Source organism: Baaleninema simplex PCC 7105 (assembly GCF_000332355.1).
Lineage (GTDB): Bacteria > Cyanobacteriota > Cyanobacteriia > Cyanobacteriales > Geitlerinemataceae > Baaleninema > Baaleninema simplex.
Map to the genome: position 1 here is coordinate 845,192 of NZ_KB235958.1, position 23,505 is coordinate 868,696.

19 protein-coding genes and 1 pseudogene are annotated in these 23,505 nt (G+C 51.9%); 11 read left to right on the forward strand and 9 right to left on the reverse strand.

Annotation, left to right across the window (positions count from 1 at the left end):
- Positions 1–333: 333 nt before the first annotated feature.
- The gene (locus GEI7105_RS33165; protein WP_017659524.1) at positions 334–1,155 is read left to right on the forward strand and encodes a hypothetical protein; all 822 of its coding nucleotides are present in this window, start codon (positions 334–336) and stop codon (positions 1,153–1,155) included.
- 656 nt (positions 1,156–1,811) lie between these two features.
- On the opposite strand, the pseudogene GEI7105_RS35835 reads toward GEI7105_RS33165, so the two are convergent.
- Positions 1,812–2,875, reverse strand: a pseudogene (locus GEI7105_RS35835) (IS630 family transposase).
- Positions 2,876–2,959: 84 nt separating this feature from the next.
- Here GEI7105_RS35835 and GEI7105_RS0105745 point away from each other — a divergent pair.
- On the forward strand, positions 2,960–4,132 hold the full coding sequence (locus GEI7105_RS0105745; protein ID WP_375339031.1) for a potassium/proton antiporter: 1,173 nt from the start codon (positions 2,960–2,962) through the stop codon (positions 4,130–4,132).
- 347 nt (positions 4,133–4,479) lie between these two features.
- Here the strand turns inward: GEI7105_RS0105745 and GEI7105_RS40950 are convergent, their stop codons facing one another.
- Positions 4,480–4,704, reverse strand: coding sequence for a DUF3124 domain-containing protein (locus GEI7105_RS40950; protein ID WP_083862327.1), 225 nt, complete (start codon positions 4,702–4,704; stop codon positions 4,480–4,482).
- Between the two features lie 247 nt (positions 4,705–4,951).
- Between GEI7105_RS40950 and GEI7105_RS0105750 the strand changes: the two genes are divergently transcribed.
- The 3 genes from GEI7105_RS0105750 (at position 4,952) to GEI7105_RS0105760 (ending at position 8,515) form a co-directional block, all read left to right on the forward strand.
- Positions 4,952–6,133: an aldo/keto reductase gene (locus GEI7105_RS0105750; protein WP_017659526.1), complete on the forward strand. Its 1,182-nt coding sequence runs from the start codon at positions 4,952–4,954 to the stop codon at positions 6,131–6,133.
- A gap of 98 nt (positions 6,134–6,231) precedes the next feature.
- Positions 6,232–6,867 carry a GUN4 domain-containing protein gene (locus GEI7105_RS0105755; RefSeq protein WP_017659527.1) on the forward strand — a complete coding sequence of 212 codons (636 nt, stop codon included), beginning with the start codon at positions 6,232–6,234 and terminating at the stop codon, positions 6,865–6,867.
- A gap of 766 nt (positions 6,868–7,633) precedes the next feature.
- Positions 7,634–8,515 carry an SDR family oxidoreductase gene (locus GEI7105_RS0105760; RefSeq protein WP_017659529.1) on the forward strand — a complete coding sequence of 294 codons (882 nt, stop codon included), beginning with the start codon at positions 7,634–7,636 and terminating at the stop codon, positions 8,513–8,515.
- A gap of 113 nt (positions 8,516–8,628) precedes the next feature.
- Here the strand turns inward: GEI7105_RS0105760 and GEI7105_RS0105765 are convergent, their stop codons facing one another.
- Together GEI7105_RS0105765 and GEI7105_RS29235 are read right to left on the reverse strand one after the other, a co-directional pair.
- Complete coding sequence (locus GEI7105_RS0105765; protein ID WP_017659530.1) at positions 8,629–9,660, reverse strand: DUF2325 domain-containing protein; 1,032 nt, start codon at positions 9,658–9,660, stop codon at positions 8,629–8,631.
- 137 nt (positions 9,661–9,797) lie between these two features.
- Positions 9,798–12,266 carry an alkaline phosphatase D family protein gene (locus tag GEI7105_RS29235; RefSeq protein WP_017659531.1) on the reverse strand — a complete coding sequence of 823 codons (2,469 nt, stop codon included), beginning with the start codon at positions 12,264–12,266 and terminating at the stop codon, positions 9,798–9,800.
- A gap of 159 nt (positions 12,267–12,425) precedes the next feature.
- Here GEI7105_RS29235 and GEI7105_RS29240 point away from each other — a divergent pair, with 159 nt between their 5' ends.
- From GEI7105_RS29240 to GEI7105_RS40360, 3 genes are read left to right on the forward strand one after another with little or no spacing between them, the layout of a single operon-like run.
- Complete coding sequence (locus GEI7105_RS29240) at positions 12,426–13,697, forward strand: leucine-rich repeat domain-containing protein (protein WP_017659532.1); 1,272 nt, start codon at positions 12,426–12,428, stop codon at positions 13,695–13,697.
- 47 nt (positions 13,698–13,744) lie between these two features.
- Positions 13,745–14,905, forward strand: a complete 1,161-nt coding sequence (locus GEI7105_RS40355) for a protein-arginine deiminase family protein (protein WP_026097460.1) — start codon at positions 13,745–13,747, stop codon at positions 14,903–14,905.
- On the forward strand, positions 14,887–15,546 hold the full coding sequence (locus tag GEI7105_RS40360; RefSeq protein WP_026097461.1) for a protein-arginine deiminase family protein: 660 nt from the start codon (positions 14,887–14,889) through the stop codon (positions 15,544–15,546). The genes GEI7105_RS40355 and GEI7105_RS40360 overlap by 19 nt, the downstream gene beginning before the upstream one ends.
- Before the next feature lie 179 nt (positions 15,547–15,725).
- Here the strand turns inward: GEI7105_RS40360 and GEI7105_RS33180 are convergent, their stop codons facing one another.
- Positions 15,726–16,280: a hypothetical protein gene (locus GEI7105_RS33180; protein WP_017659534.1), complete on the reverse strand. Its 555-nt coding sequence runs from the start codon at positions 16,278–16,280 to the stop codon at positions 15,726–15,728.
- Between the two features lie 528 nt (positions 16,281–16,808).
- Between GEI7105_RS33180 and GEI7105_RS0105805 the strand changes: the two genes are divergently transcribed.
- The 3 genes from GEI7105_RS0105805 to GEI7105_RS0105815 all read left to right on the forward strand — a co-directional run bounded on the left by GEI7105_RS0105805 (position 16,809) and on the right by GEI7105_RS0105815 (position 19,781).
- Positions 16,809–17,813: a polysaccharide deacetylase family protein gene (locus tag GEI7105_RS0105805; protein ID WP_017659535.1), complete on the forward strand. Its 1,005-nt coding sequence runs from the start codon at positions 16,809–16,811 to the stop codon at positions 17,811–17,813.
- 128 nt (positions 17,814–17,941) lie between these two features.
- Positions 17,942–18,994 (forward strand): 3-deoxy-7-phosphoheptulonate synthase, encoded by a 1,053-nt coding sequence (locus GEI7105_RS0105810; protein ID WP_017659536.1) that lies wholly within the window; start codon positions 17,942–17,944, stop codon positions 18,992–18,994.
- Positions 18,995–18,998: 4 nt separating this feature from the next.
- Positions 18,999–19,781: an ADP-ribosylglycohydrolase family protein gene (locus GEI7105_RS0105815; RefSeq protein ID WP_017659537.1), complete on the forward strand. Its 783-nt coding sequence runs from the start codon at positions 18,999–19,001 to the stop codon at positions 19,779–19,781.
- Here GEI7105_RS0105815 and GEI7105_RS0105820 read toward each other — a convergent pair.
- The 4 genes from GEI7105_RS0105820 to psbD form a co-directional block, all read right to left on the reverse strand.
- Positions 19,749–21,377, reverse strand: a complete 1,629-nt coding sequence (locus GEI7105_RS0105820) for an HD family phosphohydrolase (RefSeq protein ID WP_017659538.1) — start codon at positions 21,375–21,377, stop codon at positions 19,749–19,751. The two genes, GEI7105_RS0105815 and GEI7105_RS0105820, sit on opposite strands and share 33 nt — an antisense overlap.
- Positions 21,378–21,475: 98 nt before the next feature.
- Complete coding sequence (locus tag GEI7105_RS0105825; protein WP_026097463.1) at positions 21,476–21,751, reverse strand: 4a-hydroxytetrahydrobiopterin dehydratase; 276 nt, start codon at positions 21,749–21,751, stop codon at positions 21,476–21,478.
- A complete protein-coding gene (locus tag GEI7105_RS36800) occupies positions 21,739–21,933 on the reverse strand; it encodes a hypothetical protein (RefSeq protein ID WP_144053684.1) in 195 nt (64 codons plus the stop codon). The genes GEI7105_RS0105825 and GEI7105_RS36800 overlap by 13 nt, the downstream gene beginning before the upstream one ends.
- Before the next feature lie 442 nt (positions 21,934–22,375).
- Positions 22,376–23,431 carry a photosystem II reaction center subunit D2 gene (gene psbD, locus GEI7105_RS0105840; RefSeq protein WP_017659542.1) on the reverse strand — a complete coding sequence of 352 codons (1,056 nt, stop codon included), beginning with the start codon at positions 23,429–23,431 and terminating at the stop codon, positions 22,376–22,378.
- Between the last annotated feature and the right edge of the window lie 74 nt (positions 23,432–23,505).

The following is a 23,505-nucleotide window of genomic DNA, read 5'->3' on the forward strand; positions in this document are numbered from 1 at the left end:
CTACTATTTTTGTCAAGTCAGTTGGCTCTTGAATGTTATTTTCAAGTCAAGGGGTCAGTTGGCTGAGTCGAAATACCTAATTCTTTTCCGATTCAATTTATACTACTTATACACTACATTTGAAGTGCGGAATGTGGGTTAAAGCTGTTTCGGGTGTAATTTCACATCATTTAAATAAAGATTATTTAAATACTCAATCTAGAAAAAAAGCATATTTTTAATATTACAAATTCCAATCATCGATTCTCGTCAAAAATCTAAAATGAATGAATTTTAAAAATCTGATATGGATGTACTTTTCAAAATCTATAAAATAGAAATTTTAGAGTGAGAGTGACCGAACCAGAATTGAAATCGATAAAAGCTACCGCCAACCGCCCCTCGAAAATCGAAGCGATCGCCCAAACCCAACTGCTTTCAGCCTGGCAGTTTCACCGACTTTGTCAACGCACCCCCCAACCCTCGTACTTCGGTGAATTTCCCCCCTCTATATTCGCCTCGGTCATAGGGAAAATTGACACCCAAACCTTACGCCAGTTTTGTGACGATCTCGCCGAGTATGTCAGTCGTCACAAGTTCCCAAACGCCCGGTTCGATCTCGTCAGCGATCGCGGATGCGTCCGCCTCACCCTAGACTATGCCGGAGAGGGAGCGATCGGACGAGTCGTGCGCCTTCAAATCGACGGAACGGCATCCGTTGCCTTCAAAGCATTTTTCGACCCGGATTTCGTTTGGCAACATGGACCTTGGGGAGAAATACCCGTGGGAATTTATCTCAAAGCCTCGGGAGTGACGCGAGACGTAGCCGAGTTTTTCGCCGCAGGAACCATCTGGTTGATGTGGGAGTGGATCGAGGAAGACACCCACCCCAAAACGCGACGGGGACTCGAGTACGCCACCTTCGCGCGACGGGAAGGACTCACCGCCCTCAATCCCCTCAACGGGAGTAATTACAACCGCTATGGCATTCGCGTCGATCTCGGCGGCGTTCAGAAAAACTATCTCGGACGTCGCCTGCGAGACGGACTGTATACTATCGGATTCTACACCCGCAAAATTCGCCGGGAAGGATGGCGATCGATGGCGGTTTACTTTAACGCTAAATCGATTCGCTACGCCCTCAAACGAGGATTGCGGTTGCTGGGGTTGACGTGACTCTAGAGGGCGATCGCCTTCTGCAAAACGAATCCGGTAAAGTAATGTAAAGCCCCCTCGGGCTTGGACGTAACGCTTTGAGAACCGATCGTGGAATACCGACGCTTTGGACGCACCGAGTTACAAATGCCCCTGTTCTCCTGTGGGGGAATGCGCTACCAACATTCGTGGGGTGCATCTCAATGAGTGCAAAAACATCAGTTTGGGTTGGCAAAATTCCCGATTAGCACTTCCGGTATAAGATCCCTGGCATCTCCAAGATGCCGGGGATCTGGAAATTGAGTGCGCCCAATTTGATGAATTTACATTTTTGAGATGCACCCCATTCGTGGAAGGACTTTCCGCCTGCGGAGATTCCCGAGGCCAGCCAGCGTAATTTAGAGGCGACGATTCGGCGATCGCTGGAATTGGGAATCAATCATATCGAAACGGCGCGAGGATACGGAACCTCGGAAATTCAACTCAGCTAACCTTGAAAAAGATCCAAGGGGATGCCCTAGAACTGCTCTAGAAGGAATTTGGTGTATCCTCATCATTAGAGTTCAGCAATACCAAAAATTTAAACCCAAGGAGCGAGCAGTAATCATGTCATTTGAACAATTGTGCGTGGCGTCTGCTAAGTAGCCCCAGAGAAAAAAAGGAATGTGTGTAAAGGATTATTTCAGACCTCGAAGGTTGACATACTTAACAGAATGTCCGTGGCGCTCTCCTCGGGCTTCGAGTCCCTCGGTCACGTGAAAAGCCAATTCGGACTCGGATTCAAACATCTGTCCGACTAATTCATCACGTTTAAGATGCTCCCACTCCAATTCAATGGGATTCATTTCGGAACAGTAGGGTGGCAAGAAGAATAAGTACAGTCCTTGAGCTTCCCATTGAGAGAACTTCTGCTGAACTACCTTACTCGTGTGAATCGAACCATTATCGAGTACGATGACGCGGATTCGACCCGTAAGTTCGTAAATTTTCTGGGCTTCATGGGCTTGCTCGTCCATCAGCTTGATGAAGTCTTCACTTTTCCAACTGCCCAAGGCCAAACTACAGACAAAAGTCACTAAGGGTTGCCATAGCCCTAACAGACTCACTCGTTTCCCTCGTTTCTTCGTCTGTTCTTGCCGTTTCTGTTCTCCCTTGAAGTAATAGCTGTAGCTGGCGGCACTCCACAAACAGCATCCCGATTCGTCCGTGTAGAGTAAGTCAATCTCTCCAGCCGCGGCAGCGAGTTCGAGCATTTCCAGGTCGTTTTGCTTAGCTAGGCGCTTTTGGGGGTCTTGTCGTTGTTGATGGCTTATTCGGGTCCGCTTCCAAATGACCCCCTTTTTTTGAGGATCTGACGCAGATACTCAGGACTCAGGTTCACTTGTCGTTCGCGGCGCAGTTTTTCCGCCAGTTGCTCGCTGTTATAGGTTCTTGGGTCATTTCTGAGGCAGTTTTCTAGATATTCGATGTCTTCTTCATTCCAAGTTTTTTTCCGTCCCCGTCCTTGGGCTTCCCACAGTCCCCCTAATCCCTTATCTATCCAAGTCTTGAGAGTTTTCCTCACCGTCTTGACCGTTTGGTGCAGGTGCTCGGCTATCTGTTCGACATACCACCCTTGGTGGCTCAGACGAACGGCTTCGGCTCGGTCTTTGACTCGCTGACTCACCGTCGTTGCCTTCCTCATCTCCCAGAGCGTTCTTTCTTCTTCACGGTTGAGAAACACTCTCAGTCTGGCTCCCATACCTCTGACTCCTTTCTGGGGAAACACTTTATAATCTGTAATATACCTCCTTTTTTTTTGTATGACCTGCTTATTCTCACTCAGGTGAGCGTGTATGCCAGTAAGCTCTCCAGCAAAATCGGAATTCCTGCGTTACTGCTATTTCTGTTTACAGGAATGATTGCAGGATCGGAAGGAATTGGTGGAATTTATTTTGACAACCATCAAGCAGCTAAGGTTATTGGCGATATTGCTTTGATTTTTATACTCTTTTCTGGGGGGCTAGATACGCAATGGAAACGAGTACGGCCGATTCTTTTGCAAGGGACGATATTGGCAACTGTTGGGGTTGCTTTAACGATGTTAACCTTGGGAACTTTTGCGTGGTTTATTTTAAGATCTTTTTCAAATTTTCAGGTCGGCTTTGAGGGAATTAGTTGGCTAGAAGGGTTATTACTAGGGGCAATTGTTTCCTCGACTGATGCGGCTGCTGTTTTTTCTATGCTTAAGTCTAGCAATATTAAATTGAAGGGAAATTTACAGCCTTTACTGGAGCTAGAATCGGGTAGTAACGATCCGATGGCAGTCTTGTTAACCACGACTTTAGTGAAACTCTTAAGTGCCTCTACAGTTTCGATCGCTGATTTGCTATTAAACTTGTTGCTGCAAATTATAGTAGGAATTTTGGTCGGGTATGGAATGGGGATAATTATAAGTTTAGATAGCAACCGACTTCAAGTCGATCTTAAAGGTTTGTACTCTGTTGCAACGATCGCCAAGGTTTTACTAACTTATGGAATAGCCACACTTTGCCTAGGAAATGGTTTTCTCGCGGTTTATGTAGCAGGAGTCGTGGCAGGAAGTCGAAATTTTTCCGAAAAAGAGAGGATTGTAGATTTTCACGATGGACTATCTTGGTTGATGCAAATTACTATGTTTTCGATTTTAGGATTGTTGGTATTTCCCTCTCAACTGCTTTCCGTCGCTGGGGTTGCTACAGTCATTGCAGTATTCTTAATTGTCATCGCACGTCCCCTCAGTGTTTCGATTTCTCTTGCCTTATTTTCTTATGATTTTCGAGAAAAAGGTTTTATTTCTTGGGTGGGTTTACGGGGTTCAGTCCCGATTATTTTATCAATTATCCCTATTAGTGTAGGCTTGGAAGATGCTACAACTATTTTTAATTTAGTTTTCTTTATCGTTCTGATTTCTGTTGCGATTCAAGGATTTACGTTAGTCCCAATGGCGCAATGGTTAGGGGTCGTTAAAGCCGAATAAGAAACCTGAATTCAGTGGCTCTTTTTTGTGGGTACAGCCCGAGCGATTTGGCGGGTATAGGTGATTCTCTACTCATATGAAATCCAGTCACCATAGATCTTTTTTGTGCGATCGTCCAAAACCTCATAAATTTCCTAGACAAAAGGAATTTACAGAGAAATTTCAAAAGTTGTTTACAGCCTAGTTCTACACGATTTTTTACCTTACACTGCTATCTTGGCTCCCTTTTCGTTCAAAAAAGTCGAACGATACTACAAAATCTCATTAAAATAGATTCAAAAGTGGGAGGATCGTACTATGTTTCTTTATACAACTCGTTCGTCTCAGTCTCTAGCCTTACTTTGTTATCAGTCGCCTGAATCGAGACTAAATTCTTTAATAACTCGTCTTGATGTAAGGAACCTGTAACCTTGAGTTCTAGATGCGATCGCCATAATAACTTCTATTACTGAATCGCTAACAGATGTTACAAATACCCATTCGACAATCAAGTTCGCTCCCGATCCGCCAGTTTCATCCTCTCGTCTGATACCAAATTCTGTAGTGGCAATGGGAAATAAACCTGCCGATATTGCATTTCATTTTTGAATTGGCAAATAATTTTAATTTGTGGTGTACGATCTTAATGTACTCTCAGTGTACTTACAGCACGGAAGTTGTATCAAGCACCGATCGCGTGTTGTTGCATACCCACTCGGTAATCGGAGTTCTGCGAACTCTTAATCTAACATCAAGAATTGGGTTTAGAGGTAACTTTGCAGATTAGATTCCGAAGTCGGCCGTGCGAGAAAATACGATGTAACGCTTTGAGAACCGATCGTGGAATACCGACGCTTTGGACGCACCGAGTTACAAATGCCCCTGTTCTCCTGTGGGGGAATGCGCTACCAACATTCGTGGAAGGACGTTCCGCCTGCGGAGATTCCCGAGGCCAGCCAGCGTAATTTAGAGGCGACGATTCGGCGATCGCTGGAATTGGGAATCAATCATATCGAAACGGCGCGAGGATACGGAACCTCGGAAATTCAACTGGGGCGCATTCTCCCGCAACTTCCCCGCGAAGAACTCATCGTTCAGACAAAAGTGATTCCCACCGACGATCCTCTCGAGTTTCGCATGACGCTGAAGCAGTCCTTGCAAAACCTGCAACTGGACTACGTGGACTTGCTGGGAATTCACGGCATTAACACACCAGAACTGCTCGAGTATACTCTGCGACCCGGTGGCTGTTTGGACGAGGCGCGAACCTTTCAGCAACAGGGTCGCGTTCGCTATATCGGCTTTTCGACTCACGGTGCGACGGAGTTAATCTTAAAGGCGATCGCATCGGGTCAGTTCGATTACGTCAACTTGCATTGGTATTACATCAATCAAGCCAACTGGTCGGCGATCGAAGCCGCCAGACGCCACGACATGGGGGTGTTTATCATCAGTCCTTCCAATAAAGGGGGAATGTTGTACGAACCCTCGCCGAAATTGGTGCAACTGTGTCGGCCGCTGTCGCCGATCGTCTTTAACAACCTGTTCTGTCTGAGTCGTCCCCAGGTTCACACCTTGAGTTTGGGGGCGGCGCGTCCCTCGGATTTCGACGAACATTTAAAGGTGTTACCGTTACTCGATCGCGCCGAGGAACTACTTCCACCGATTTTAGACCGTCTCGAACGGGCGGCGATCGACGCTTTAGGAGAAACCTGGTATAAAACCTGGCATCGGGGACTTCCCAGTTGGGAGGAAACGCCGGGAGAGGTGAATATTGCGGCGATTCTGTGGCTGCGAAATCTGGCGGTGGCTTACGATTTAGTTGAATACGGGAAGATGCGGTACAACCTGTTGGGAAACGGCGGTCATTGGTTCCCCGGTGAAAAAGTCGATAAAGTCGATGTGCGATCGCTCGAGTCCTGTTTGAAAAACAGTCCTCATCGAGATGTGGTTCTGGCGATGTTACGAGAAGCCGACGCGTTACTGGGGGGACAGGAGGTGAAGCGACTGTCGCAGGAGTGAGTCTCGAACCGTTCCTGTCGGCGAACTGTCGCGATCGCCGGTTTCTCGCGTCGAAGTGCCGCATATCGTAGGGGCGATCGCCTGGAGAGTATGCCGAGATGTCGCAAGAATCGAGCGTTTTTGGAACCGTGGGGAGACTGCTGGCGGGAACCCTTTTCGCCGGAATTGCCATCGGGGGAATCGAGGCGATCGCCCCGATTTTCCCGTCCGAGACGACCCAAGCCCAGGACGAAGCGCCTCAACCCGCGATCGCACCGACACCACAACCGATTCCCTCGATGCTAGAGTTAGAGCGGGCGTTGCAACAGCGGCAATGGCAACACGCCAGCGAGATGACTTGGGCGAGATTGGGGCGGGGTGCAGTGTTACCCGATGGGCGAGCGTTTCGCCAGTTTCCTTGTGCAGAACTGGCCGAAATCGATGCGTTGTGGCGACGCAGCAGCGGCGATCGCTACGGTTTGAGCGTCCAACGGAATTTGTGGACGCTTTTGGCTCGGAAATATCCTCAACGCGATCGTGCCTACACTGAATTTAGGGAGACTGTCGGGTGGACAGACTCCACGCGTCCGTACCCAGTCGGTCATTTTCCCAACCAAGCGTTTTGGTCAACGGGAGAGATTTTGCGGTTTGGCTGTGGCGATGCGGCCTGTTCTTTTCCCCGAACGGAAGTGGAAGAAACCCGACTGGCGTTAGAGTTTGTCGTTCCGAGGCTGTTGGAATGTCGAATTCCCTAACTCTAGGTAAATTGAATGAAAAATCAACAAAGACTCGGGCAAACTCGATCGATCCCGATCGCGTCGTACGCAATTTTCTGCTGTTGAATTGATAAACACACGGAAAGATTTTATTTAAAGTGACATCGTATTTCCATTGACTTGAAAATGTACAATTACATTTTTGTGCAACAATTTTTTGTCTATTCTTGAGTTAGATATCTACACTATTTGTAGGGTAAAGATTGCTCGCCGATCTCTCCATTTAATGTATTTTCGATCGAACTGCGTAAGTCCTGTAAGTCTTCACCACAGAGACACAGAGGACACAGAGAGGGACGTTTCGGATTGGACAAAACCAGTATTTGAGTTCGGGTTTTGTATTCAATAAAATTTAATTTTTTCAAAAAAATTAAAATTAAAATGAATTAACAGAATCTAAAAAATAAATTTTGTTAATATAGATATTTTGTAATTTTATTGCCTGAAATATAATATTTTTATGCTAAATTCAAAAATATTTAATTTGATGTTTTACTCGATCGAAGTGGAACAGTAGAGACGGTTCATTATGTCGAAAATTGCAATATTGAAAAACTGCTTTGAAGAGAGTCGGTAGAAGTAGACCGGCCAGAGTCCAGTGAAACTGGAAGCGATCGCCGTTCTTAAAAATCAGTTTCTCACGAGAAATCCATATCGTATCTCGCATCTCCTCAAAACTGGACATAATAAGAATAAAGAGTGCTATTGCAAGCCCTCTCGTTGTAAAACCTATCGAAAAACAGCTATGTATCTCGTCACAGGTGCGACTGGCGGTCTTGGAAAACGCATCGTGCGATTGCTGCGCGATCGCGACCTTCCCGTTCGAGCTTTCGTGCGTCTGTCCTCAAACTACGCCGAACTCGAACAGCGGGGAGCCGAAATTTTTATCGGAGACTTGCGCCAAGAAAGAGATGTCCGCAAAGCCTGTCGCGACGTGCGCTACATCGTGAGCGCTCACGGTTCGGGGTCGGGAAACGCTCAAGATGTCGATTACCGCGCCAATATCGACCTCATCGATTTCGGAAAAGAGTTCCGCGTCGAACACTTTGTATATACTTCCGTCTTAGGCGTCGATCGCGGCTATCAAGATTCCCCCGTCTTCAAAGCCAAACGGGAAGTGGAAAACTACCTCCAAAAAAGTAACCTCAACTACACGATCCTGCGACCCTCGGGATTCGCCTCGAACCTGCTTCCCCTCGCCGAACGCTTCCAACACACGGGAATTTACTTCGCCATTGGCGACCTGAAAAACCGCACGTCGATCGTCAGTACCGACGATCTCGCGCAAATCGCCGTCGATTCTACGACTGTCGAAGCAGCGAGAAACCGTATCTTCGCCGTCGGCGGCCCGGAAATCTTGCAACGGGAAGACTTTCCCAAAATCTTTAGCCGCGTCTTTAACAAAGAGCCTATCGTTCTCAACCTTCCCCTGTCCGTCCTCGACGGAATCCGAACGGGATTGGGATTCGTCAACCCAGACTTACAACGTTCCCTTGGAACCTTGCGTATCCTACTCGCGAACGAATTTTTCTGTACTTCCGAGGAAATTCACACCCTCGAGTCCGTCTTCGACATTCAAATGGAATCCCTCGAAAGTTTCCTGCGTCGCTACCTCGTCTCGACATAAAAAACCGTAGGGTCGTTGCCGACAACAACCCTACGACAAGGGGATTCAAGAAACAAAGACTCGAGAGTCAATGTTCAGAAATCCGGAAATTTCAGTCTCTCCTCACCATTCCGTCAGGCGGTTTTCGAGAACTGATTGGCGAGGAGTTGGGTCTTTAAACCATATTCGATCGCCTCTAACACCCGCGTCATTCCTGTCGTGTTAATCATTTCCGGGGTTTTGCTCGCTTTTTGAGCCACTTGCATCGCTTTTTCCGTCAGCGAGTGGCTTGCATATCCGGTGATAATTAAAAGTAAATCCGCCGAATAGATGTGGCTTTCAGCTTGTTGTGCCATTTGTAAGCCGTCTTGTGCCGTACACCACACTAAATCCACATCTGACTCCCGCAAGCGGTTTTTCACCGACGTTGCTAAGCGATCGTGACCGCCAAAGACGACCACTTTTCCCGATAACGCCGCGTAAGGATTGGGGCGTTTCGCCGACGTGCGATGGCGAGTTCTTGGTTGAACTTCTGTCGGACGTTCGACCCGAGAGCGATTTTCCATCGCTTTGTGGTAGATAAAATTTAACGTCTGTTCGTGGGTTCCCCGCAGACGCGCGACGGGGCCTTCTTCGCTGAGTTCGTTAATCCGTTCGATGAGGAATTCGACAATTTCTTCGAGGGCGCCGATCGCTTTGAGATCGCTCACGTAACCGCGAACGGCCACAGCCGCATCTGTTGCACTAAAGAAATCTTGCTGTTCGGAAATCGTATCGAGAAGGTCGTGTTTGAGAGCGTGTCGCCACTGATTCGTTTGTTCTGCCAGTTGTTCGTCGAGTAGCCGTTCTTCATATAAGATGAGTTGGCGATCGACGAGTTGGGCGGCTAACAACGGGGCGCTTTCAAGCTGTTGGCGTAGTTCCTTGGCTTTGTCATCGAGTTTTTGCCGTCCGATGCTGTCGTCGATTTGTTCGGCATCGTACTGGCGCAACATCGCTTCGACTTGCGCTAACAGAGGTTGTAGACGTTGTTCGATATCCTTGATGGCGTCTTGAATTTGTTCTTCCCGTTGCTGTTGGAGACGTTTTTCTTCAAGTTCGGCTTTTGCCAACGACAACAAACTGTTTACCGAACTTTCGAGGTCGTTGAGGTCTGTAATGTCCATAGGGTCTAGAGCAAAATTTCGATCGAGAATGCAGAGTTGACAGTCTTAGATGCGGTAGACGATCGTGCGATCGCCCCGATCTTCCTGGGTAGGATGTCAACCCAATTTCTTCTATGATACGCCGCGAACTGAATCGATTATGTTACAACTGCGATCTGAGAACGGGTTAGAGTCGGAATATTTTCGAGTGTCGCGATCGCCACTGCCCCAGCTACCCCAGTTCCGTCGATGTCGTAACTGAGGGTTCCCGTCGTTACGTCGTACAAGAACGTTGCCACTGGCTGGTTTGGCACTGGAGACGCGCCGCTAACGAAGGTTCCCGTCGAGTCGAACACCCCCACAGGATCGCTGTAATCGAGGGGAATTCCTGCCCCCAAACCGCCACCGAACCCCGTAGCGGCCACCAACAGGCGATCGTCGGCGGCGAAATCGGTGATGCGATCGCCCCCCTCGCTGGGAGAACGGAAGACGAAGCGATCGCTTCCCCCGCTTCCCGTCAGCACATCTTCCCCCAATCCCCCTTCGATCTCGTTATCTCCCCCCGTTCCCGTCAGAGTATCGTCAAACGCCGACCCGACGAGGTTTTCCACGCTGGAAAAAGTATCGGGGTCGGCATCTCGCGGGGCGTTGGGGTCGAAGCCTTGGATAACGACTTCCGACTTGAGATCGGCGTTAACCCCCACACTGGACTCGGCATAACTGGCGGTGTCTACCCCATCGCCGCCATCGAGAAAATCGCTACCGCCCCCGCCGAGTAACGTATCGTTTCCGGCGTTTCCCAACAGGCGATCGTTGCCGCCGAGACCCCGCATTTCGTCGTTGAGCCCATTGCCGACTAACGTTTCAGCCTCTTCCGTTCCCGTTATCCGATTTTTCGCCCCCACGACAAACTGCATCGTGACGTCCGGTTGCAACGCCAAAATCGCCTCGGGATTGGCTTCGATGTCCGCTTGGCTGTAGGGTTCGACGCCGTAACTGGTCACCGTTAACGCTTGCGTCGCCGGGTCGATGTCGAATTCCGTCCAGGTGAAAACGTGAGACTGGGAATAAGTCCCCTGTAATAGCGTCGCGTCGATGCCCGACCCCTCTAACCCGAAGGTATCGTACCCGAACTTCACTAAACGAGCGTTGACGACATCTTCGATAAACGCGTCTTTTTCCGCCCGCGATAACGTCCCGTAGCGGTCTTTCTGGGCTTGGGGAAGAATCGCCGTCGGCGTAAACGCCACCGTCGCCGCACCGAAGGGCGCACCAAAGGGGCCGTTTCCGAGGTTGAGTTGGTACGCCACCGGCCCTGTCATGATGTCGATAACGTCCGTGGGAATCTGCGGCTGTCCGAAGCCGTTTTGATAGGTGACGTTGTTAACGACGTTGCCGTGGAAGTCTCCCGAAACGAAAACCACGTTATCGATTTGGTTGTCCTCGATAAATTTCAGGAATTCCGTGCGTTCGGCGGCGTAGCCTTCCCAGCGTTCCCCGGCGACGGTGGTACCGAAGTTTTGGATGGGAACGGAAGACATGACGAACTTCCAGGTAATGCCAGAATTCTCTGCGGCGAGGAGGTCAGTTTTCAACTCTTCGAGTTGCACTGCCCCCAACATAGTTTTATCGGGGTCGAAGGAGGCTTGGAGGAATTCGGCGGCGGCTTCGGGGGAGGCGGTGTCGGGAAGGAAGGGCAAGGGTTCGTCTCGAAACGATCGCGTGTCGGGAACGAAAATCGCCGCATCGCTGCCGTAGGTTTGGAAGCGGTAGAGTTTGCGTTCGTTGGCCGTGACGGGATCGCCCGTATCGCCGTAAAATTCGTCTCGAATCGGGTTGTACTCCTGAAACGCCTGCATCCCCGTTTCGTAGAGTTGGGCGTCGTTGATGAAGGTGGCAGGATCGCCCTCGAAAGACGCTTCGACGGACGGCGGAGCGCCACCGGGTACGTCGTTGGTGATTTCGTGGTCGTCGATGGTCGCGAAAACGCTGGTCGACGATCGCAAGTCTCCCCAGGCGTTGAGTCCGAAGCGATCGCTGTAGACTTCGTCGTATTTGAGGCGGAATTCCTCGAGGGTTTCGGCTTGGGGTTTTTCTACTGCGGGCGATCGCGTGTCGGCGTAGATGGTATCGCCCAGGAGAACGAAGAATTCGAGATCGCGATCGTCGGCGTTGCGAATTGCGGGGTAGGGATTGAGTTCTCCTTGCCAGTCGGGGGCGACGCCGAAACGCAATCCGGTTTGGGTTCCCACGTCGGCGGGAGTGCGAAAAGTTCCGACGGTGGAACTACCGACGCCATCAGTCACACGCACGTAGTATTGAGTATCTGGTTGTAGGTTGGAAACTTCGACTTTGACGGGAACGTCAGAGGTGTCGAGAGTACCACTTGCTGTGTTAACAATGTTAAAGTCGGGATCCCAGCTGTACTCGAAGGCGACAAACGTGTTGCGAGAGTCGAGATCTTCCTCGCTCGAGGTACTCCGCGCCCACAACACGCTGCTGGTTTGGGTCGTATCCCCCGAGGCGAACTGGTTGGGAAGGGTGGCTGTTCCCTGCCCTTGTTGGCGGAGATCGCTGAGGTAGTCGCGTTCTCGATCGTACAGTTTCAAAAAGTCAATTAAAGTCACGTTTTGTAAAGCTTTTCTGAAGGTTTGACCTTATTATTTTACGAGCGAAATATCCCCTTTTCTCTCGTTAGAGACTGTGTTAAAGTCGATCGCACGTCGGGGTGTTTGCAAGAACGTTGAATTTGTATCGATCGCGAAGTGGCTTGCTCTACCTCTTTTATGACTCAAAATTCTTTATTAGAAACGTTACACCAGGCAGCGAGATCTGAAGTCAAATCCCTCGATTTGTCCGATCTAAACTTGTCTGAACTCCCGCCAGAAATTGGCGATCTGTCTTGTCTCAACGCCTTGAGCTTGAGTGGAAATCAGTTGCGATCGCTTCCGGCTGAATTTACTAAGCTAAAGAACTTAAAAATCCTCGATATAGAATGGAATCGCTTTGAGGAATTTGTTCCGGAGATTTTTGAAATTTCGGGATTGCGAGAATTATATTTAGGTGGAAATTTTTTATCTGAAATTCCCGATCGCATTTCCAATTTAAAGCGACTGGAAAAACTGTTTTTAAATAACAATCGTATTCAAGAAATATCTCAAAATCTCGGCAAAGTATCGCTGTTACGAGAACTCTCGCTGCGCTCGAATCAGATTGCAGAGCTGCCCTCCGATTTTTATCGATTGACGCGCCTTCGCGATTTGTCTTTACGTCAAAACAAACTGAGAGAATTTCCCCTCGAAATCTTGCAGCTCGAGAACCTTCATAATTTATCGTTAAACCAAAATGAAATTTCGTCAATTCCCTCAAAGATTGCGAAACTGGGAAACTTACGTCAGTTTGCGATCGGAGGAAACCAAATCGAAATTTTACCGAAACAAATTGGAAATTTAACGCTTTTAAAAATACTGTATGCTTACGATAACCGACTCGAATCTATTCCTCGCGAGATCGGGAATTTAGAAAACTTAGAAGAACTGTATCTTTATAACAACCAACTTCGCGAAATTCCAGTATCGATCGCGCGATTGACCCGACTTAAAGTATTGTCCGTTAGTCATAACCGACTCTCGGAGTTACCCGAAGACATAGCCGCACTCCAAGACTTGCGATCGCTAGCGGTCAGCGATAACGAATTTCAGCACTTTCCCCCCGCGATCGCCCACCTAAAACACCTCGAAGAACTCTCTATCGGAGGAAACGCCTTTCTCGAATTTCCTCGGAAGATTTTACAGCTCGAGCGACTCAAAAGTCTCGCACTGTGGGACGTTTCCCTCGGCGTACTCCCCTCTGAAATCACTCGACTGTCAGACCTCGAAATTCTCAACGTTCGCAACACCGGACTCAACGACTTACCCCTCGAACTCGGACGACTGCAACAGCTCAAATACCTCTACATCGATAACAATCCCCTCACTGCCCTGTCAGACGAGGTCGTCGAAGCCGGAAACGAAGCGATTTTAAACGATTTACGTCAGAGAGGTATGGATTTGCCTTAATCTCAAAGTGGGGGTTCTCACCTCTCTCGAACCTCCAAAGGGAATTCATGAAAGTACGGTATTTCGTCTGGCTCGGTATCGCGGTTCTCTTGGGAACGTTCGTCGTGCGAGGAGGATCGCAATCTTTCCAAATCACAGCCGAAAAGGGGGATTCTAAAGATGATTCTAATGGGTTCGTCGCGGGCGATCGCCTCTTAGAAGAAGACTTCTCCGACGACACCGAGGCGATCGTCGAACTCAATCCCCCCAAGTCTCCCGATTTTCGACTGTACGGCGACACCAACCGCGACGGCGTCGTCGATCGCTCAGACGTTCGACAGCGACAGTCTTGGAGTTGGAAACGCGGGGCGTTGTTGCCCTTCAACCACGACGACGACAACCGCAACGGAACCCCCGACTGGCAAGATGCAACCCCAACCAGTTTCGCCCGCGATCGCGAACTCGCCCTCGTGCGTTTGCGCGTTCCCAAAAAACTGCAAGGCGTCCCGCTGTTTCTACAATCCGACGTGGCTTCTCGTCCCTACCTCCGCGCCTTCCAACGTACTTATCGCGGCTGGGTTCCCGTGGACTTACGAGGCGAAACGCCCCTCGCCGCCAGTCAAACCGTGGTGTTGGGACTCGAAGCCACGCAGTTCGCCGATCGCCACTGGAACGGTTACGCTACCCTCGAAGCCACAGCCCGTCAAAGCGGAGAACGCCTCGCCGTCGATCGCATCGCCCTGCGAGTGACGCCTTGGTTGATGCTACCCAACACCGCGACGCCGCAAGAAATCTTCGCCAGTCCCCTCGACGTCACCGACGCGTTTTTACCGATGCTGCAACAGCAAACCCAAGCCGCTCGCGTTCCCCTGACCGTCGATCCCACGGGGCTGTTGTGGATGCAGGATACCATGGAAATCGGCTTCGTACAGTTTCCCAGTCGCGGTCGGTTACACGTGATGCCCAGCGTACTGGAGGGTGTTCGCGATCCGAACTTAGATGGATTCGCGCGATCGCTCCTCAAACCTGACACGGGTTGGTTTTCCGTCGCCGAACCCCGCGAACTCCCCGAAGAAGATGCTTGGATCGATTGGTACGGTAATTTAGAAGTCACGCCGCCACTACCGGGGTATCCTTGGGGACGAATTTACTACGGAACCGCCGACGGCGTGTCCATGCACCCGGATACGGAACCGCCGACGGCGTGTCCATGCACCCGGATATTGTAGAGTTTCTCGACGCGCAGGAACTGCAAGGGCCGACCGTGGCGATCGATACCGCTTGGTTACACATTCGCCACGTGGACGAAGTGGTGAGTTTCGTTCCCCATCGCGACGGTGGATTTTTGATGCTCGTCACGTCCCCGGAAACCGGCGTGCAGTTCTTGCGAAACTTGGAACGTCGCGGATTCGGCGATGCAGTGATGTCGCGAGGCTTGAGTACCGAACGGACGGTCAGAGAATTCCTCGAAGATACGGATACCCTCGCTCGAAATTTGCAACTCCAACAGCAACGCGTCAACCCCATCGTCGCTCGTCTGAAACGAGAATTCGAGATCGAGGACGATCGCGTAGTCTTCGTTCCAGCGTTGTATGGGGAAATCGGCGATTCCCTGTGGCCGAATTTGGTGAATTTGGTCGTCCTAGGCGATCGCCTGTTGGTCTCCGATCCCCAAGGGGCGATCGTCAACGGACAGGATGTCTTACAAGCCGAATTTCGCCGTCTCGTAGCTCCCACACATCTTCAAGTTTCCTTTATCGACGACGCTCAATATCACGAGATGAAAGGCAACTTGCACTGTGCCACGAACGTTCGCCGTCAAGGTTCGACTCGTCCCGTTTGGTCGTCCCTTCCTCGGCGATTGAGATGAGGATCGGGGAAGCTTTTTTAGGGAACAGGGAACAGGGAACGGGGAACAGGGAACAGGGAACAGGGAGCAGGGAACAGGGAACCGTTTCCCCTCATCGCCTCATCTCTGCACTGGTGACTGGTGACTGGCGACTGGCGACTGGCGACTGGTGACTGGTGACTGGTGACTGGTGACTGTCTTCACCTCAACTCGCCCTGTAACTGCGTGGTGCAGGTTTCTACCATCTCCCGATCGCGATCGCTGAGGGGTTCGATCCGATGAAAACCCGTAAATTCCGGGGTGACGGCGACGTTCGATCCCGAGGCGACGGCCGAATCGGCTCGAGCTACAGCATACGCGTAAGCGGTGCGATCGTAACTGTTGACGACCGTTACGTCGAATTCTCGAGCGCCGATCTGACCGTAAAAGCAATCGAACGAAGAATGCGGCATATAAAACGCACCGACGGCTCGGTTGTGGCGTACCTCGAATACCATGTAAGCGGTTCCGATGCGGTTGGGAACGGAATCTTCGCCGTATAAATAGATTCCGTCGGGAACGGGGGCAATATCCTGCGCGATCTGGGTTTGGACGAGATCGCTCGTCGTGTCGGGCGATCTCTCGGCGTTTGACAGCCCGATATTTGCGATCGGACGGCCAGCAGTTGCGAATAAAGCGATCGGCAGGGTAACGACAGACCACAGCGACCAACTTTTGAATTTAAATCGATTTATTTTAAAATGTCTTTCGGACACCCTGCCACCCTCCTAGTCCTAATATATTCTCTATTTTTATCGTAGAAAGAGCTTCATCCCGACCGATGAAGTTTTCCCAATATCGTTACAACACTTTAAATTTCGAGACGTTTCAGACAGGAATGTCGTCGCGATCGCCCCGTTTTTAAACTTGAAGTGAGAATTTTCGGAAACCGCTGCGCGTCTCTTGTATCGATACGATACGGATGCATCGTCGATAAAAATCGTTGTAAGACGGCGAACCGAAACAGCAGACTTTGCGCGAAGAGACAACTCGGGCTAGACTAGCCCCGGAAGCCTCAGCATCCCACTATACCGTCCGTTCCGCCGAAGTGAGATCCCGCCCTCGATCTCGAGTCGGACTCCAGCAGGTTTTCAAACCGGACTGTCAACCGGAGGTGCGATCGCCCGTTTCATCTCCTCGTCTCGTGCGCGATCGCCTGCGAGTCCGAAACGAGCTGAGGTGCGATCGTGCGTCTGTCGCCACTGTGACCTGCATTCCGTGCGTTTCCTCCTACACGACTCAAGATGAAAAAGCCCACGTTTCCGCGCGTCCCGTATCCGATCGCCTCTCGCCCCAAACACCGTTCCGTCAAACGACGGAGTCCGATCGGGAATCACTGCGAATCGTTTGGAAAAAAATTCGTCTCGACGAGTCTGCTCAACTTAGGCTTTTTGTTGCTGGCGTTTCGGCCGCTTCCCCAAGAAGTCTTGCTGGCGACCCTTCCTCAAGACGAGCCGAATCCCTTACCGACGGTCGAAGTTCCTCGCGTTCAAGCCGTAGTTGCCAGTCACGCCCAAGTCTCGTTACAGCAAGTCGATCGCATTTGGGAGAGTACGCAAGCCCAACTCGAACTCGCCCAAAATCCGCCAACCGTCTATCACGTCGCCCCAGAAGAGTTTCGCGGGCAAACGGTCTACGATGTACCGCTGCCATCTCAAGATCGTGTCGTCGCCTTGACCTTCGACGACGGCCCCTGGACGGAAACCGCGCAAATTCTCGATATTCTTCGCAAACACGACGCGCGGGCGACGTTTTTCGTCGTGGGCAGTCACGCAGAAAACAAAGTCGATCTGCTTCGTCGTATCGTGGCAGAAGATCACGCGATCGGCAACCACAGTTGGAATCACCGCTACCATCCCGTCAGTACGACCGAAGCGGTACGAGAAATCGATCGCACCTCAGACTTCATTTACGAGGTGACAGGCGTTCGCACTGGCTTTTTCCGTCCGCCGGGTGGCAACCTCACCAACGGTCTGGCCGATCGCGCTGCCCAGCAGGACTACGCAGTGATGATGTGGTCGCTCGATAGTTTAGACTACACCGTCTCTGTCCCCGAAATCGTCAACAACGTCGTCGATCGCGCCAGTCCCGGTGCGGTCGTTCTCCTACACGACGGCGGTGGGAACCGCGCCCGCACGGTGGCCGCCCTTCCCGAGATTCTCGACCGATTAGAAGCCGAAGGCTATCGATTTGCCACGTTACCGGAGATGATGGAACTGTCCGTGTCGCGCCGTCAAAAAAGCGAGTAGCGCCGAGGCGGAAGCCACCTCGACATTGAGGTAAAGTCTCGCGATCGCACGGCCGGATCGCTCGATAAACTGTTCTAAGATAAGAGATCGCCGATCGACGTAATTTCGCCGTCTTCCGAGTACGCACGATGCCGCAACAACTGTTAAATACCCATATCGCGAATTCGCAGGTTCTCCTAACCCCTGCTGAAATTAAAACTAAGCTCCCGCTGACCGATGGCATGGAGCGAACCGTTTACGCCTTTCGCCGTCAGATCGAAGATATTCTCGACCGAAAAGATTCTCGCTGCTTCGTCGTGGTCGGTCCCTGTTCGATTCACGACGTAGATGCGGCGCGGGAATACGCCCGACGCTTGAAAGCCTTAGCCGATCGCGTCTCGGACCGACTGCTGTTAATCATGCGCGTTTACTTTGAAAAACCGCGCACGACGGTCGGTTGGAAAGGGTTGATCAACGATCCCGACATGGACGACTCGTTCCATATCGAGAAAGGATTGTTGTTGGCTCGGGAATTACTCCTCGACATCGCAGACCTCGGACTCCCGACCGCCACAGAAGCCCTCGATCCCATCGTGCCGCAGTATATCAGCGACGCCATCTCTTGGTCGGCGATCGGGGCCCGGACGATCGAATCTCAAACGCACCGGGAAATGGCCAGCGGGTTATCGATGCCCGTGGGTTTGAAAAACGGCACGAACGGTAGCATTGAAGTGGCCGTCAACGCAATGAAAGCCGCTCGCGGTCCCCACAGTTTTCTGGGAATCGACGAAATGGGACGCGTGAGCGTGTTCAATACGAGCGGTAACAATTACGCTCACATCATTCTGCGCGGGGGAGGCGGAAAGTCGAACTTCGACACGAACTCGATCCGCCAAGTAGAAACGCAGTTAAAAGATGCCGGTTTGCCCCCTCGTTTGGCGATCGATTGCAGTCACGGCAACTCGAATAAAGATCACAAGCGTCAGGCGAGCGTGTTTCAAAACGTGGTGCGCCAGGTGTGCCAGGGCAATTCGTCGATCGTGGGAACGATGCTGGAATCTCATCTGTTTGAGGGCAATCAAAAAATTCCCCAGGAGTTGAAGGATTTGAAATACGGCGTGTCCGTGACCGATAAATGTATGGGTTGGGACGAAACGGAACGCACGATTTTAGAGGCACACCAACTTCTGAGCGATCGCTAGTTCCGTGTATCTGTCACTTCTCGAACGATTTCGCGGCACGCTACTCGGTGCCGAACTCGGCTATCGTCTGAGCTGTTCTCCCGACGATCCTCTCGTTTGGATGGGCGATGCCGAACGGGAGGCTGCCGAGCGGTTCGTGCGGTGCGACGCCTGCGATCTGGTGTCGGTGTCCGAGACGCCCCTGTTCGGCGCGTTGTTGGTGGCGTTGTTGCTTCACGATCGCAGCGATCGCGCGTCGGAGGCGATCGCCTCGATCTTAAATCCCCCGTCAGTGCGACGACCGGAAGCGTTGGCGGTGATGTTAACCGTGGCCGCAGCGGTGGGCGATCGCCTCGCGATCGACTCCCTTTCCGAGACGTTCGCACAGGAGCATCTCGACCCCGATGTCTGGCTGACCCCCACCCGACAACGCCTCGACGGGGTGCGTCTGAGGGGGCGGGAAGAGTCGGTGTTGTCCGTGGTGCTGTACTGCGTTCTTAGTGCTGAGGGAGACTGGGAGCTGGCGGTGAGGCGATCTGGTGAACTGGGGCGCGATCGCACCCTCGCCGGAACCCTCGCTGGAGCGCTGTGCGGGGCTTGGCGAACTCGTATCGGCGTTCCCGCGATCGAACGGGCGACCCTCGACAACCGCGACGACCTCGACGCGATCGCGTGGCTGGTGTGGCAGCGTTGGGCGGGACGACTCGAGTTCCAACCCTGGGACGGCAGCGATCGCGTAGCTTGGGGAGCGTCGGGAACGCTGCGCCCGCGCCGTTCACGCCGTTCGCAGCCGCCTCGCCTGAGTTGACGGTCGGACGGTGGCGTAAACTTGGTGTTGCTCGAACACGGCCAGTAAATCGGGGTTAATGGCGTATCGCGCAGCTTCTTGACGGAGGATGTGGAGGGCGGTGCTGACGCCCAACCCGTGTTTGTAAGGGCGATCGCCAGCCGTGAGGGCATCGTAGATATCGGCCACCGTCAACATTTGAGTTTGCAGGGAAATGTTTTCGCCAGTCAAGCCGCGCGGATATCCCGTTCCGTTGAGTTTTTCGTGATGGCCGTAAGCGATTTCGGGAACGCCGGATAGAGTTTTCGTCCAGGGAATTTGTTTGAGAAACTCGTAAGAATGGCTGACGTGGGCTTCGATCTCCGCCCGTTCTTCCGGGGTGAGGTTTCCCCGCGAGAGACTCAACTGGCTCAGTTCTTCGTCGGTAATCAGCGGTTTGAGGGAACCGTCGATGTCGGTGTATTGGTAGGCGGCGAGTTCTTCGAGTCGGTCTAAAGGGGTATCCGATATCGTCGCCGGTTCGTTGGCGTTCGCGACGAGTTGCCAATAGTCTTCGAGTTGAGCGATGCGGTCTTTCAACTGGCGATCGCAGGCGTTCAGCAGTGCGTCGAGCGGCTCGTCTTCATCGTTGTTCGGGCGTTCGAGGAGATGGCGATACTTTTGACGAGCGCATTCGAGTTCTAAGGTCCGTTGTACGAAATGGAAGCGTTGGCGAATGGTATTGAGGCGTTCTGGGTAAAGTTTCTTTTCTTTCACTAAAATGGCTTCGGGAACGCCGATTTTACCGAAATCGTGCAGTAGGGCGGCATAGCGCAGCTCTCGAATCTGGCGTGCGTCGAAGTACGCAGACTGTAACGGGCCGCTGTCAGTGGCGTTGACCGCTTCGGCGAGTTTGACGGTCAGTTGCGCGACGCGTTCGGAATGACCCGAGGTGCAGGGATCGCGCATTTCAATCGCCTGGACGGAAGTGCGAACGAAGCCTTCAAATAAGTTTTCGATTTCGTCTTGGAGGTTGTTGCGTTCGATGGAGATTCCTGCCTGACTGGCCAGCGATCGCACGATGCGCTCCTCCCACTGGGAATAAGGCTGCGTCATTTCCACGACGTTGGCTGGATTGAGCCGAACGTCAGGCTGTTTTTTGCGATTGATGAGCTGCAAGACACCAATGGCGTCTCCCTTGCGATTTTGCATGGGAATCGCCAACACCGATCGCGTTTGGTAACCGATGTCGCGATCGAAATTGCGGTTGAGTTCGTAAGGTGCTTCTGGAGGAGGATTGTAGGCGTCGCGGAGGTTGAGGGTTTCTCCCGTCAGCGCCACGTATCCCGCTAAGCTATGGGGGGTTAACGGCATGGCGAATTCCCGAAACGAGATATTCGGTCGGGAATCGTTCTGTGCTGTTTTAAAGAGCAGTTTGAGACAGTCATCGCTGCGATCGACTAAGTAAACGCTTCCCGCGTCGCTCCAGGTGATTTCTCGACTTTTCGAGAGAATCAACCCTAAGAGTTCCGAAAGATCGTAACTTCCGGAGAGGGCGGTACCAATTTCTAACAACTGCTCGACAAGCCCGAGTCGATCGCGATCGGGATTGAAAGTATCTGGGTCACAAGCTGACATTGTTGAAATCGGATCGCCGATCCGAGGGAAGAGTAGGAGCGACTCGAGAAGCGATGCCTAGGTTTCGGCTCGAGCGGCGCTCGAACCGCACAAGAAAGTTATAGGCTCGAGAGGGTTTTAGCCATCTCGAAGTCGGATGCGGTCAAGCCTCCAGCATCGTGGCTGGTCAGACTGACCGTGACTTTATTATATGAAACGGATAGGTCGGGATGGTGGCCGGCCTGTTCGGCGGGTTCGACTAAGCGGTTGACGAAGTCGATCGCTTTGACGAAATTTTCAAAGGTAAAGGTTCGCTGGATTTCTTTTCCGTGCAGCTCCCACCCGGAAAGTTCGCTGAGCTTCGTTTTAATTTCGCTGTCGCTTAACAGTGCCATAAAATTTCCTTGGGAACGTCGGCTCTCGAGAGGGTCTTTGTCAAACGACAGAGCCATCTCGACAACTTATTTTTCAAGATAGCGTAGCTTGTCAAATCGGCGATCGCGATCGTCGAGATTTCCCATCGAACCGATCGCTGGCACTTCGATCGACCGGTATCGGCAAACGGTTTCGTCCCCAAAAACTATCCGCTCTTGCTCGGAAGTACGTGTGTCAACACGAAAGAGCAAGAGCGGTCTAGCGGATCTACAGATTGGAACCTGACTGCCGGGAGGAACTCCAAGTTAGCTTGTCCTCCGACGCGAAATTTGTTTGCGCGATCGCGCAAGCTGTCGCCTAGAGAACAGCCCCGGCACACAGCCGGTACAGTCCAACCTGGAGACCCTGAAATTTACTACAACTATCTTGCACGGGCACCACCTCCAGATTTTGAAACAACATTGAGAACTCTATCGCTCTCACTGCCGATAGGATAGCACAATCGAATCGAAATCTCCGCTGTCGAGCTTGGCGATCGCGATTTTCGCCCTCAAAAAAAATCCCCCACCGAGCGGTAGGGGACGCTGTTTTGGATTTGAAAGTCAATGGCATTGCACCGATAGCCATGCCGTCGAAACTTACGATTACAGCGCGTTCCCGCGAGGTAGAACCTCTTCGGGGAACTCGAAGCTTTCGTGGGGTTGGTCGGTGGGAGCCATCCAAGCCCGCAGACCTTCGTTGAGCAAGATGTTCTTGGTGTAGAAGGTCTCGAATTCGGGGTCTTCAGCCGCGCGAATTTCTTGGCTGGTGAAGTCGTAAGCCCGTAGGTTCAGACCCAGACCCACGACGCCGATGGCGCTCATCCACAGTCCCGTCACGGGGACGAAGAGCATGAAGAAGTGCAACCAGCGTTTGTTGGAGAAGGCGATGCCGAAAATCTGAGACCAGAAGCGGTTCGCCGTCACCATGGAGTAGGTTTCTTCGGCTTGGGTCGGCTCGAAGGCGCGGAAGGTGTTAGCACCTTCACCATCTTGGAAGAGGGTGTTTTCCACCGTCGCCCCGTGAATGGCGCACAGCAGCGCTCCGCCGAGGATACCGGCGACGCCCATCATGTGGAAGGGGTTCAGCGTCCAGTTGTGGAAGCCTTGGAAGAACAGGATGAAGCGGAAAATCGCCGCCACGCCGAAGCTCGGGGCGAAGAACCAGCTCGATTGTCCCAAGGGATACATCAGGAACACGCTGACGAACACGGCGATAGGACCGCTGAAGGCGATCGCGTTGTAAGGACGCAGACCCACCAGACGGGCAATTTCAAACTGACGCAGCATAAAGCCTATCAGAGCGAAGGCGCCGTGCAGGGCGGTGAAGGTCCACAGACCGCCGAGCTGACACCAGCGGGCGAAGTTCCATTGAGCTTCAGGTCCCCACAGGAACAGCAGGGAGTGACCCAGGCTGTCGGGGGGAGTGGACACGGCCACGGTCAGGAAGTTGCAGCCTTCGATGTAGGACGAGGCTAAGCCGTGGGTGTACCAGGAGGTTACGAAGGTGGTGCCGGTCAGCCATGCCCCGATTGCCAGGTAGGCGGTGGGGAACAGCAGGATGCCGGACCAGCCGACGAAAACGAATCGATCGCGCTTGAGCCAGTCGTCGAGGACGTCGAACCATCCTCGTTCTGGCGCGCGGCTTACTGCGATGGTCATTGAATCTCAAGCCTCCTTGCTTTAAAGTCTTTTGCTAAGGTTTCTAATTAAGTTAACATAACTATATACTATGT

Coding starts and splice junctions, on each gene's coding strand:
- GEI7105_RS0105825 (WP_026097463.1), bottom strand. CDS start 21,751: ATGGCACTGTTAAGCGACAGCGAAATTAAAACGAAGCTCAGCGAACTT.
- GEI7105_RS29240 (WP_017659532.1), top strand. CDS start 12,426: ATGACTCAAAATTCTTTATTAGAAACGTTACACCAGGCAGCGAGATCT.
- GEI7105_RS0105805 (WP_017659535.1), top strand. CDS start 16,809: ATGAAAAAGCCCACGTTTCCGCGCGTCCCGTATCCGATCGCCTCTCGC.
- GEI7105_RS40355 (WP_026097460.1), top strand. CDS start 13,745: ATGAAAGTACGGTATTTCGTCTGGCTCGGTATCGCGGTTCTCTTGGGA.
- psbD (WP_017659542.1), bottom strand. CDS start 23,431: ATGACCATCGCAGTAAGCCGCGCGCCAGAACGAGGATGGTTCGACGTC.
- GEI7105_RS0105760 (WP_017659529.1), top strand. CDS start 7,634: ATGTATCTCGTCACAGGTGCGACTGGCGGTCTTGGAAAACGCATCGTG.
- GEI7105_RS40360 (WP_026097461.1), top strand. CDS start 14,887: ATGCACCCGGATATTGTAGAGTTTCTCGACGCGCAGGAACTGCAAGGG.
- GEI7105_RS0105820 (WP_017659538.1), bottom strand. CDS start 21,377: ATGTCAGCTTGTGACCCAGATACTTTCAATCCCGATCGCGATCGACTC.
- GEI7105_RS0105810 (WP_017659536.1), top strand. CDS start 17,942: ATGCCGCAACAACTGTTAAATACCCATATCGCGAATTCGCAGGTTCTC.
- GEI7105_RS0105755 (WP_017659527.1), top strand. CDS start 6,232: ATGTCGCAAGAATCGAGCGTTTTTGGAACCGTGGGGAGACTGCTGGCG.
- GEI7105_RS0105765 (WP_017659530.1), bottom strand. CDS start 9,660: ATGGACATTACAGACCTCAACGACCTCGAAAGTTCGGTAAACAGTTTG.